The organism is Synechococcus sp. R3-13 (genome assembly GCF_047462195.1).
Classification (GTDB): domain Bacteria; phylum Cyanobacteriota; class Cyanobacteriia; order Thermostichales; family Thermostichaceae; genus Thermostichus.
Window position 1 is genome coordinate 4,615 of sequence record NZ_JANSIO010000432.1, and the last position, 12,225, is coordinate 16,839.

The window sequence follows — 12,225 nt, forward strand, 5'->3', positions numbered from 1 at the left end:
TTCAACGTTTCTAGTTTGAATCGAAATGCCCATAATTGCCCAGAGGGCTGCTCCCGTAGATCAGGTTCCTGAGCAAATGGCGCCGCTTGAGCCTGAACCCAGTCTGCCCAGAGGTTATCTAAAGTGAGGATCCCTAATTGTGGGGATCCCTTGCCGCTGCGAGGGATGTTCTGTCGGGGCCAAAAACGATTATCGTTTTGTGAAGAAAGGTAAGGCTCTGCTACAGGAGATCTCGAAATGTACATCGTGCAGATTGCGTCTGAATGTGCCCCGGTCATCAAGGCGGGGGGACTGGGGGATGTGGTGTACGGCCTCAGCCGGGAGCTGGAGGTGCGGGGGCACTGTGTCGAGCTGGTTTTGCCCAAGTATGACACCATGCGCTACGACCAGATCTGGGGCTTGCACGATGCCTATCGCGATCTCTGGGTGCCCTGGTACGGGGGGGCCATCCACTGTTCGGTGTACTGCGGCTGGGTTCATGGCCGCCTTTGCTTTTTCATTGAGCCTCACTCGGGCGATAACTTCTTCAATCGCGGGTGTTATTACGGCTGCCCGGATGACAACATGCGTTTTGCTTTTTTCAGCAAGGCGGCTCTAGAGTTTCTCCTACAAAGCAACAAGCGCCCCGACATCATCCATTGCCACGACTGGCAGACAGGGTTGGTACCGGTGCTGCTGTTTGAGATCTACAAGTACCACGGCATGGGAAATCAGCGGGTGTGCTACACCATTCACAACTTCAAACACCAAGGCTTTGGCGGCCCAGAGATTCTTTGGGCTACCGGCCTCAACCGCGAACCCTATTACTTCCACTACGACCGTTTGCGCGATAACTTCAACCCCTTTTCTCTCAACTTTATGAAGGGGGGAATTGTTTTTTCCAACTTTGTCACTACGGTCTCTCCCAATCACGCGCTGGAGGTGCAATTTGGCGACTACGGCTATGGACTTGGCCATACCCTCTACTTGCACCGGCACAAGTTTCGCGGCGTTTTGAATGGCATCGATTACGACATTTGGAACCCGGAGATCGACCGCTTTATCCCCGTGCGCTACACTGCTCAAACGCTGGAAAATAAAGCTAAAAACAAAAAAGCTCTGCGGGATCGGCTGCTACTGCAGGATGTTGACAAGCCTATCGTGGCCTATATCGGGCGATTGGACGAGCAAAAGGGCGTGCATTTGGTGCATCATGCCATCTACCGCTCCCTGTTCAAAAATGCCCAATTTGTTCTGCTGGGATCCGCTACGGAGCGAGGGATCGGCGCTTGGTTTGCCCACGAGAAAAGCTACCTCAACAACAACCCCGATGTTCACATTGAGTTGGGCTTTAACGAAGAACTTTCCCACCTTATCTATGCGGGGGCAGACATCATCGTAGTGCCCAGCCACTACGAACCCTGTGGACTCACTCAGATGATTGGCTTGAAGTATGGCACGGTTCCGGTGGTGAGAGGAGTGGGTGGCCTGGTGGATACCGTCTTCGACCGCGACTACGATCCCCACAAATTGCCCGAGCAACGCAACGGCTACGTCTTTTATCACACAGATCCAGCTGCTTTGGAGTCGGCTCTGGATCGGGCCATCGACCTTTGGTACACCGCTCCTGACCAGTTCCGTCAACTGCAGATTCAAGGCATGAGCTACGACTACTCCTGGAACTATCCTGGCAAGGAGTATCTGGAGATCTACGACTTCATTCGTCACCGCTGAGCCCAACAGCGATCCCCAGCGATCCCAGCCCTTGACCCCAAGGACGAAATGCTGGACGATAGGTAGCAATCTTGGGCTTAACCTTCTCTACAGATTTGCTGCTGAGAAGGGTAATTCTGCTCCGTTATCTTTCCCTGTCTGTAAGGATCCCCGGCTGCCATGGGTTATCTCGCCTTGGTACTCCACGCGCACCTGCCGTTTGTGCGCCACCCTGAGCAAGACTTTGTGCTGGAGGAAGAATGGCTCTACGAAGCCATCACGGAGACCTATGTGACGCTGCTACACATGTTCGAGGGGCTACAGCGAGATGGCATCGACTTTCGCTTCACCATGTCCCTGACGCCGCCCTTGGTGTCGATGCTGCGGGATCCCTTGCTGCAGGAGCGCTACGACCACTACTTGACCAAGTTAGAAGAACTGGCCCAACTGGAGTACGACAAAAACGCCACCAACGGCCACATTCGCTACCTGGCGGAGCACTACATCAAGCAGTTTGCCATGGTGCGGGATCTCTGGGAGCGCTACGACCGGGATCTGGTGCGAGCTTTTAAGCAGTTTCAAGACAGCGGCAACCTCGAGATCATCACCTGTGGGGCTACCCACGGCTACCTGCCCTTGATGCAGATGTACCCGCAGGCAGTCTGGGCGCAGTTGATTGTAGCTTGTGAGCACTACAACGAGCACTTTGGCCAATGGCCGCGGGGGATCTGGCTGCCGGAATGCGCCTACTACCAAGGGCTGGAGCGGATGATTGCCGATGCCGGCCTGCGCTACATGATCACCGACGCCCATGGTCTTCTCTACGCCAAGCCCCGGCCTCGTTACGGCATGTACGCCCCTATTTTTACCGAGACCGGCGTCGCCGTTTTCGGGCGGGATCACGAGTCTTCGCAGCAGGTGTGGTCGGCAGAGGTGGGCTATCCAGGGGATCCGGTTTACCGCGAGTTCTACAAAGACCTAGGGTATGAGGCCGACTACGAGTACATCAAGCCTTACATCATGCCCAACGGCCAGCGGAAAAACACCGGCATCAAGTACCACCGCATCACCGGGCGCAACCTGGACCTGGGGCAAAAGCAGCTTTACGACCCCTATTGGGCGCGGGAGAAAGCGGCAGAGCATGCGGGCAACTTTATGTTCAACCGCCAGCGGCAAATCGAATATTTGTACAGCGTCATGGGCCGCCCGCCGCTGGTGGTGGCCCCCTACGATGCGGAGTTGTTCGGCCACTGGTGGTACGAGGGCCCTTGGTTTTTGGATTTTCTCATCCGCAAGAGCTACTTCGACCAAAACACCTATCGCATGACTCACCTGGCGGAGTACCTGCGGGAGAACCCCACCCAGCAGGTGTGCAAACCTGCCCAGTCCAGTTGGGGGGCGCGCGGCTTCCACGAGTACTGGCTCAACCCCACCAACGCCTGGATCTACCCCCACCTGCACAAGGCCACCGAGCGGATGATCGAGCTGAGCCGTCGCGAGCCTGCCGATGACCTAGAATGGCGGGCCTTGAACCAGGCGGCGCGAGAATTGCTACTGGCTCAATCGTCTGACTGGGCTTTTATCATGCGCACAGGGACGATGGTTCCCTATGCAGTGCGCCGCACCAAGTCCCATCTGCTGCGCTTCAACCACCTCTACGAGAAGATCAAAGAGGGTCAGTTTCGGCGAGAAAAAGCCACCCCTGAAGAGGAGCAGTGGCTGGCCAAGGTGGAATACATGGACAACATCTTCCCCAATATCAACTACCGGGTTTACCGACCCCTCTAAGCCGGTTGGGCAGGTCTGGAGGGTGCCTGCTTCCGACCGCCAGAGACACCAGAGGCAGAAGTTTCCGGCTACCCTCCTTGAGGGGATCGAACTACCCCAGGGCAGGAGGGATCCTCCGTTCGTTGCGCTGATCCCAACCTTCCTCTCCTTTTGGGAAAGGGGCAGGAGTCGCTCGTGTTGGCCTCGCAGAGCGCTCAGGGAGCGTTTTAATCTGGCTTGTTCAGTAGCCCCGATATCCCCGAAGACTCCCTGCTGCTGGGGCCCGCCTTCCCCAGCCGAATGGTCAGGCCGTCGGTTCTAGAGCTTGGTGCCGCACTCGGCGCAAAACTTGTGCAGGGTGGGGTTTTTGGTGCCGCAATTGGGGCAGTAGATCAGCTCGGCGGCTTGTTCCAGTTGCCGCTTCTCCGGCAGCCCGATCATCTGATAATTGGCTTTGCCGGCAGGCACCATCGGGTAGCAGTTTTCGTCCCGCTTGACCACAAAGTCGGCCACTACCGGCCCCTCGTGCTTGAGGATCTCCTGGATGGCATCTTCCAGTTGATCGGGGTGATCGACGCGGATCCCTTTTACCCCAAAAGCCTCGGCTAGCTTGACAAAATCCGGCATTCCGGGAGACATATCCGAGTGGGAGTAGCGCTCGCCGTGGAAGGCCTGCTGCCACTGCCGCACCATGCCCTGCCAGCCGTTGTTGATGATGGCCACTTTGGTGGCAATGCCGTACTGAGCCACTGTGCCCAGCTCTTGCATGTTCATCTGGAAGCTGGCATCGCCACTGATGCAGATGACTTCTTCGTGAGGCAGGGCTACCTTGACTCCCATCGCCGCGGGGAACCCGTAGCCCATGGTGCCCAGCCCAGAACTGGAGATCCATTGGCGCGGCCCGTTGCGCAGAAACTGCGCCGCCCACATCTGATGCTGGCCAACATCGGTGGTGTAGTAGGCGTGGGGAGCATGACGACGAAAGGCATCGATCACCTGTTGGGGGGCAATCACGCCTTCGTAGCTGGGCACCTGCAGGGGATAGTCCCGCTTCCAGCGCTCGATCCGATCCAGCCAGGCCTGAGTTAGGCCTGGAGTAGAAGGCATTTTGCTCAGTTGAGCCAGCATCTCCACCAGAACAGTGCGCACATCCCCTACAATCGGCACATCGGGCGCACGGTTTTTGCCCACCTCGGCTGGGTCGATGTCGATGTGAATGACTTTGGCGTGCTTGGCAAATTCATCTAGCTTGCCGGTCACGCGATCGTCAAAGCGGGCCCCCACCGCAATGAGCAGGTCGCACTCGGTGACGGCGAAGTTGGCATAGGCCGTGCCGTGCATGCCCAGCATCCCCACCGACAGGGGATCGTTCTCATCGAAAGCCCCTTTGCCCATGAGGGTGGTGGTCACCGGGATCCGATAGGTGTGGGCCAGCTCGGCAATTTCGGCGTGAGCACCGGAGATGATCGCCCCACCCCCCACATACAGCAAGGGCCGTTTGGCCTGCAGGATCAGCTTGGCCGCCGCATGGATTTGCCGTGGGTTGCCTCGCACGGTGGGCTTGTAGCCGGGGATGTTGATCTCGCTGACAGGTTGATAGTCAAACTCTTCCAGGCCCACATCTTTGGGGATGTCGATCAGCACCGGCCCGGGCCGCCCTGTCCCGGCAATGTGAAAAGCCTCTGCCACGATCCGAGACATTTGGCGCGGATCCCGTACGACGTAGGAGTGCTTGACAATCGGCAGGGTGATGCCAAAGATGTCCGTCTCCTGGAAGCCGTCGGTGCCAATCAGATGGCGAGGTACCTGCCCAGTGATGACCACCATGGGTACAGAGTCCATCATGGCGTTGGCGATGCCCGTCACCAGGTTGGTCGCCCCTGGGCCAGAGGTAGCAAAACACACCCCCACCTTGCCAGTGGCGCGAGCATATCCGTCGGCGGCGTGGGCAGCCGCTTGTTCGTGGCGTACCAGGTAATGTTTGAGCAGCCCCTGAGACTCGGCTTTGTACAGCTCGTCGTAGATGGGGAGGATGGCTCCCCCCGGATAGCCAAAGATGTGTTGCACCCCATGCCGGTGCAGGCTGTCCACCAACGCATATCCACCAGTCGCCACGGTGTCTCCTCCCCACTGAGATGACCGAACGTCAAACGCCCGCTCTCAGGAGCGCCAGCGCAGACAGGGTACTGGCCAGAAGTTGGCCAACTTTGTATTCAATTCTACAGTCTAGCAGTGGTTTGCTTTGGAATCGCTTAGGCTTTCACGGTCGGCTAAAGTAACACTGGGGATCCCTAGGGATCCTCGCCGGAGTGTTGAGAGTGCCCTATCCATGACTGGAGAGCCAACCCCCATTGACCCCGGGCCGGAGCGGTCTCAGGGCAGCTTGCTGCTAGCTGTGCCCATCCTCGGATCCCCGCACAGTGCTGTGGGATCCCGACAGTGGCTGGTATGGGGAGCGCTGGGGATCTTTCTGGTGGGTCTGGGGTTGCGCCTGTGGCGGCTGGACGAGTTCCCGGCACCTGTGTTTGATGAGGTGTACTTCCCGGAGTTTGCCCAGAATTACTTGGATGGTAAGCCTTTTTACGATGTGCATCCCCCCTTGGGCAAGTACTTCATTGCCCTCAGCATTCGGGTGTTTGGCCGCAACGAGTGGGGGTTCCGCTTCGCCACTGCTTTTTGCGGATCCCTGATCCCTCTGTTGCTGACCGGTTTAGCCTACCGCCTCACCTACCACGTGGGCTTTGCTCTGTTGAGCGGGGTTTTGCTGCTGACCGATGGGGTGTTTCTGGTGGAATCCCGCTTTGGCCTGATCAACGTGTATCTGGTAGCCTTTGGGCTGGCAGCGACCATTCTGTTGCTGAGAGGTCTAGAAGGCCAAGGTTGGCGGCGGGCTGCTCACTTTGCTTGCTCCGGGATCCTGTTGGGGGCGGCAGCTTCGGTGAAGTGGAATGGCCTCTGGTTTGCCTTCATGTTTGCTCTGTTGGGGATCCTCGTCTGGGGGGTAGTCTGGCTGCGCCCGCAGTGGATCCCACGGTTGGGCATTTTGAGCCAGATTCGTCATCTGCGCTGGTGGCACTATGTGTTTTGCTTCATCCTCGCTCCGCTGGCCTTTTATGCCATTCAGTGGATCCCGCACCTGCAGCTGAATCCCCAACAGGGACTAACTCTGGATTGGAGCTGGACGGGCATCCAGAATTATTTCCGATCCCTGGTACTCATCAACCAATCCATCTACGGCGGCCACATGGCAGCCCACCTGGTGGTGAACGAAGAGACCCCTGTTCACCCCTACTGCTCCACCAGCTTGCGATCCCTGGTGGCTTGGTTCCCGGCTTTGCGTCCTTGGCTGACTACGCCCTTGGCCTCGGCAGGAGCTTGGTCCTGGCCAATTCTGGGCCGCCCCGTGGCCTACTACTTCGGCAGTCAGGGCAACCTCTGGCAAGCTGTTCATGGCTTGGGCAATCCTTGGCTGTGGTGGCTGGGGACGGGATCCATCTTGGTGCTTGTCTGGCGAGGGATCCGCCACTTTCACGGTCTCGAAGCCTTCATTTTGATTGGCTATGCGGCCAATTACCTGCCTTGGTTTAGGGTCAGCCGCTGCGTTTTTATCTACCACTACATGAGCGCTCTGGCGTTTAGCACCCTAGCCCTGGCTTGGTTGGTGCTGCTGGGCTGGCAGAGCTATCGCCGCTTTTGGCGCGGGGCGAGCATCACGGCGGTGGCCTTGGTTTTGGCGTCCTTTGTCTTCTTTTTCCCCGTTTGGCTTGGCCTGCCCCTCAGTCCAAGCGGATTCTACGCCCGCATGTGGTTTCGCTCTAGCCCGGTGCCGCTGTTCTGTTTCAGCCCCCAATCCTGCCAACAGCCCCCGCTGCACCTGCCGCCCATCCCCGGCTTGAACTGGATCTAAGGGAGGCATGGTAAGCTTTGTGAAGTTTGTTTCGTGAAATGCGGCGCTCCGTTACCGAAAGATGGAGCGAGGTTCGCGAAACCCTTGTGGTGGAGGTAGTGGAAACGTCATGGCCCGATCTTGCCCGAGTTCTGCCAACTCTCCCCGCCGTCCACTGGCTTATTCAGAGCAAGCTGTCCCGGTTGGGGTGATCGGGGTAGGCAACATGGGCCAGCACCACACCCGCGTTTTCAGCCTGATGAAGGATGTGCGGGTCGTGGGGGTAGCGGATATCAACGTGGAACGGGGATTGGATGTGGCCAGCCGCCACCGCGTTCATTTCTATGAGGACTACCGCGATCTGCTGCCCCATGTAGCTGCCGTGGCCATTGCCGTGCCGACGGTTCTGCACCACGAGGTGGGTATGGCCTGCCTGGAGGCCGGGGTACATGTGCTGATCGAAAAGCCCATCGCTGCCAGCATCAGCGAAGCAGAATCGCTGGTGAACCGAGCTGCCGATTGCAATTGTATTTTGCAGGTGGGGCACATCGAGCGCTTCAGCCCTGTTTTCCAAAAGCTGGGCCAAGTCTTGCAAAGTGAAGAACCTCTGGCTTTCGAGGCTCACCGTCTCAGCCCCTATTCCGACCGCGCCAGCGATGTGTCGGTGGTATTCGACTTGATGATCCACGACATCGATCTGTTGCTGGAGCTGATCCCATCTCCCGTGACCCAGATTACCGCCAGCGGCAACCGCATCTCCAAGCTGGGCTACCTGGACTACGTCACGGCTACTCTCACTTTTGCCAACGGCGTCATCGCCACCCTCACCGCCAGCAAGGTCACCCACCGCAAGGTGCGCAAAATTGCCGTCCACTGCAAGAATGCCTTGGTAGAAGCAGATTTTCTACACAATGAGATCTCGGTGTACCGCCAGGGATCCGTCGGCAGCACCAGCGACTACGGCCAAATGCCCTACCAGCGGGATTGTTTGATTGAGAAAGTCCACACCGACAATATCGACAAGCTGCATGCCGAACTGGAGCACTTCATCAATTGCGTGCGGGGGGGCAACCAACCTTCTGTGGGTGGGGAACAGGCCCTGAAAGCATTGAGGCTGGCCTCGGAGGTAGAGCGGATTGCTTTGGATGGATGTGCCTGGAGCGAAGCCAAGCCCCGCCGTAGTCTCCTATCCTAGTCTTTAACGCAAGCCCCAGATGGGGGCAGAGCCCTGTTGTTGGCCCATAGCCATTCCAGCATCAGGCTGGGGAAGAAAAAGCGACATTCGCGCCCGCGGAGTGCAGCTCTATTGACAGCTCCCCATTCGGGTGGCAGCTTTTCGAGCGAGCAATGGGGCTCCCACCAGACTCAGGCAAGAGGTGGCATCCACAGCTGTGAAATCGGGCACGCAAGCCCCGGCAGCAACGGCGAGTCCAATTCGAGTCCAATTCATCTTTCCCAAGCAAGTTTTGATCAACACCAACTGCCTTTGCTGACGCCGGTAGACTTCCACTTGTTGCTGTTGCCAGTCCACCACTCAATACTCCTGTAGCCCAAGCCGACTGTAAAGCTTGAGCTTAGTTTGCTTATCTTGGCCAATATTGCGAGCTCCAGGGCTCAGCACTCCTACCGCCGATTCTGGGGCACTGTGGAGTTTGCCATCCGCCCCTAACGCTGTTCTCAGTCGAGAGCGGCTTACCCACACCACATCAGGAGCCACATTGTTATCTTCGGCAAAAATCACTCCCGGAGCAGTGTTGGCCAATCTCAGGCCCGTTTTCTCACTCTATTCGCCTTTCAAATTTCTTCTAAGATGCGAAACTGCACATGGTTAATGGCCAGCTCCCCAATTGAGGCTTGGTCGGTGTTGATCGTCTCGAAAGGGATCCCTTTGGCGATCTCGGCATGGGTCCAGGGCAAGCCCATGAAGTAGCGCTGCGAATAGGGGCGCTCCCCCCGATCGTCGGGGTTCGACTCCATCGGCACCCAACCCCAGCCGGGCAGATAAAACTCAATCCACACGTGGTTGTACTGGGGAAACAGCGGGATCCCTTTCAGTTCTGGATGGGGAGGACATTTGTAGCGCCCCACCGTGCGGCAAGGGATCCCATTGAGGCGGGCCAAAGCCAACAGCACCCCCACATATTCGCCACAAGAACCGGAGCCACGCCGCAAAACCTCATCCGGCGGATCAATGCGAGAGGTGACCCGGTAGGAGAGCTTGTCGTAAACATAGGCCCGGATATTGAGCATTTTGCGCAGCAAGTTGGTCTCGCTGCCAACGGCCAGCCGCGCTGCCTCTCGGACAATCGAGGTGTCCATGGCCAGGTAGTCATCGTCCACCAAGTAGCGATCCCGCAGCTCCCTGGGCAAAACGGCAGCCTCTACATCCAGTGGATCGATGCAGTACTTGATACTGTAGAGATCCAGCACCGCCCGCCAGCCAAACAAGCGCACCTCATGGGCCCCCAGGGATCCCAGCGAAAACACCGCCACCTGTTGGCCAGATTGCTCTTCCACTTCAAACGGCAGACCTACCCAGTGCAGGCTGCGCACCCGTTGGCGAAGGCTGTTGCAGGGCAAGGCAATTCGCCAGACCAAATCGGGCAGGAAGCGCGGCTCTTCTTGGGCAATTTCTTCCACATAGGTCAGCTCCACCCGATAGCCGTGGGAGAGGGTGTAGGTGGCGCGTTCCCCCAGACACTGGGGCTGAAAAACTACCGGACAGGCAATGGGGGAATCCTCGGCCTCGGTTCCACTGCCGCCAGAGGGGTCGGGGGAGCTAGGGGGATCCAAAGGCCGCAGGCGTAGGGGGGCCACCCAGGTTTTATCGCGCAGGGCCACCGACAAGGGATCTGGAGCGTTGGGGTTGTCGTGGATGTATGCTTCTTCGTGGGCGTAGGCTACCCAGAGCTGCCCCCGCCAGTAGGCCAAGCCTGTCGGCCCAGGAGAAGGGGTGAGGATGCGGGCCAATTCTCGCCCGGTCTGGCGCTCCAGCACGTAGATCGTCTCTTCCACCCGATCGCTCACCCAGAGGTAGTCTCCCTGCACCGCAATGTGTTCTCGGCCAACCCCAGGGGCGGGCATCTCCTGCACGATGAGACCACGGCTGGGATCCAGTTGCAGGATTTTTCCCCGTCGGTAGCAGGTGGCATAGAGGTAGCGGTTTCCCGTGTGGGGATCGCTCCAGAGGGCGATCCCTTCGATAGGGTAGGGGCACCTACACACTGGAAAGGCTTCCAGGGATCCCGGTTGCTGCAGAGCGGACATGGGAATGCGCAAGATTTGCCCCTCTTGCTCCCGACTGAGCCAAATCCACGCTTGATCCCCTTCTGACTCTACCCACAAACCGTAAGCGCCTTGGAAAGAATGGACATGATGGGGATTGAGCAGCAGGGTGTTGTGCTCTTGAATTTCCACCAAATAGCCCCTCACCCGATCCAAGCCCAACAGGCGATCTCCCCAGGTGGCCAAACCTTCCAAAGCAACCAGCCCCAGAGGTTGCAGAGGGGCCACAGTTCCCTGTTGCCGCCCAGATGGAGGCCACCAAGCAGGCTGGGATCCTCTTGCCGTGGAACCTAGATTTTTCAGAGCACCCAGATCATTTGCCGGATGGATGGCAACCATGAAGGCTTCCTTGCCTATGGATGAAGTTGACATGCTGGCGCGATCTGCACCAAGGCGGTACGACTGTCCAATATTTACTGTCCAACATTACTGTCCAACATTATTATGATGCGCCTCTTTTCAACCCCACACCCAAGGCTTCTCGACCGATGTATCCCTGCTAGTCTTGCCAGGACTGGAGAATGTTACGATGATGGCGGCTTTTTGGCCAGCAAGATAGAGCAGCGGTGGGGAGTGGTAGGGGATGGAGTTGGCCTTGGCAATTGGCGGCCTGGTGGCAGGGATCCTGGCCGGGGTGCTGGGCATTGGCGGTGGCGTGATCCTGGTGCCCTTACAGGTCAGCTTGGGGATCCCACCGGTTCAAGCTGCAGCTACCAGCAATCTTTCCATTGTTATGACCTCGATTGCGGGCAGCATCCAAAACTGGCGGATGGGCATGCTTGATTTGAAACGGGTGATCCTGCTGGGGATCCCAGCGTTGCTTACGGCTCAAGTAGGAGCAATTATCGCCAGTCGCCTTCCCAGCTATCTGCTGTTGGCAGCGTTTGGAGTGTTGCTGCTGGCCAACACTTATCTGGTGGAGCTGCGCAAAAAGGTGGCCACCCAAGCCCTGGAGACAGAGTTCCCGCCTGCTGCTGTTCGCGACAGTGGTGCGAAGTCCTCAGGACAGATGTCTCCCTGGTTAGCCCGCGCCCTGACCGGCGGCACTGCCGGTTTGTTGGCCGGGCTGTTTGGCATCGGCGGTGGGGTGATCCTGGTGCCAATGCAGATCCTGCTGCTGAAAGAGACGATCAAAGTGGCGATTCAGACCAGTCTGGGGGCCATTGTGATCACAGCAGTTGCTGCCACTGCCAGCCATGCGGGCCTCAGCGATTGGATCTGGAATGGCCTGGGGTTCGGGGACGGCACCATCCACCAGAATGTGCTCTGGATCCCAGGTTTAATCTTGGGCACAGGGGGGTTAATCGGTGTACAGATCAGCACACGCACCCTGCCCAAATTGCCCGATGAAACCGTCGGACTGCTGTTTCGGGGCTTTCTGACCATCCTTTCTCTCTACATTTTTTGGCAAGCTTGGCAAAGCTACCGAGCCCTGTGAAGTGATCCTGGTCTGCCTGAGCGCTCAAGACAGCAGTCCTTGGTCATTTCGATTCTACGTTGGACGCGCTTTCCCCTCAGAGGACAGGGATCCTGCTGTTTGGGATAGGGCACCTTGTTTGCAGGGGTCATGCACAGGGTAGCTGCCAAAGAGCTTC

Annotated in this window: 7 protein-coding genes and 1 pseudogene; 5 read left to right on the plus strand and 3 right to left on the minus strand. The window is 57.9% G+C overall.

The genetic code is table 11. The annotated features are described in order from the left end of the window. The first annotated feature begins 237 nt into the window (after nt 1–237). Complete coding sequence (gene glgA, locus NW856_RS12470) at nt 238–1,713, plus strand: glycogen synthase GlgA (RefSeq protein WP_011432291.1); 1,476 nt, start codon at nt 238–240, stop codon at nt 1,711–1,713. 159 nt (nt 1,714–1,872) lie between these two features. Next, complete coding sequence (locus tag NW856_RS12475; RefSeq protein WP_414400530.1) at nt 1,873–3,480, plus strand: glycoside hydrolase family 57 protein; 1,608 nt, start codon at nt 1,873–1,875, stop codon at nt 3,478–3,480. Nucleotides 3,481–3,777: 297 nt separating this feature from the next. Here NW856_RS12475 and ilvB read toward each other — a convergent pair. Continuing rightward, nucleotides 3,778–5,577: pseudogene (gene ilvB / locus NW856_RS12480) on the minus strand (biosynthetic-type acetolactate synthase large subunit); the annotation flags it as partial. Between the two features lie 211 nt (nt 5,578–5,788). On the opposite strand from ilvB, the gene NW856_RS12485 reads away from it, so the two are divergent. Further along, nucleotides 5,789–7,366 carry a phospholipid carrier-dependent glycosyltransferase gene (locus tag NW856_RS12485; protein WP_414400531.1) on the plus strand — a complete coding sequence of 526 codons (1,578 nt, stop codon included), beginning with the start codon at nt 5,789–5,791 and terminating at the stop codon, nt 7,364–7,366. Between the two features lie 109 nt (nt 7,367–7,475). After that, on the plus strand, nt 7,476–8,540 hold the full coding sequence (locus tag NW856_RS12490; RefSeq protein WP_414400532.1) for a Gfo/Idh/MocA family oxidoreductase: 1,065 nt from the start codon (nt 7,476–7,478) through the stop codon (nt 8,538–8,540). 339 nt (nt 8,541–8,879) lie between these two features. Here the strand turns inward: NW856_RS12490 and NW856_RS12495 are convergent, their stop codons facing one another. Both NW856_RS12495 and NW856_RS12500 read right to left on the minus strand, forming a co-directional pair. Further along, on the minus strand, nt 8,880–9,107 hold the full coding sequence (locus NW856_RS12495; RefSeq protein ID WP_414382071.1) for a Uma2 family endonuclease: 228 nt from the start codon (nt 9,105–9,107) through the stop codon (nt 8,880–8,882). 32 nt (nt 9,108–9,139) lie between these two features. Continuing rightward, a complete protein-coding gene (locus tag NW856_RS12500) occupies nt 9,140–10,858 on the minus strand; it encodes a transglutaminase domain-containing protein (RefSeq protein ID WP_414400533.1) in 1,719 nt (572 codons plus the stop codon). Between the two features lie 355 nt (nt 10,859–11,213). On the opposite strand from NW856_RS12500, the gene NW856_RS12505 reads away from it, so the two are divergent. Continuing rightward, a complete protein-coding gene (locus NW856_RS12505) occupies nt 11,214–12,068 on the plus strand; it encodes a sulfite exporter TauE/SafE family protein (protein WP_414400534.1) in 855 nt (284 codons plus the stop codon). The last annotated feature ends 157 nt before the right edge of the window (nt 12,069–12,225 follow it).

Coding starts and splice junctions, on each gene's coding strand:
- NW856_RS12505 (WP_414400534.1), top strand. CDS start 11,214: ATGGAGTTGGCCTTGGCAATTGGCGGCCTGGTGGCAGGGATCCTGGCC.
- NW856_RS12485 (WP_414400531.1), top strand. CDS start 5,789: ATGACTGGAGAGCCAACCCCCATTGACCCCGGGCCGGAGCGGTCTCAG.
- NW856_RS12475 (WP_414400530.1), top strand. CDS start 1,873: ATGGGTTATCTCGCCTTGGTACTCCACGCGCACCTGCCGTTTGTGCGC.
- NW856_RS12490 (WP_414400532.1), top strand. CDS start 7,476: ATGGCCCGATCTTGCCCGAGTTCTGCCAACTCTCCCCGCCGTCCACTG.
- glgA (WP_011432291.1), top strand. CDS start 238: ATGTACATCGTGCAGATTGCGTCTGAATGTGCCCCGGTCATCAAGGCG.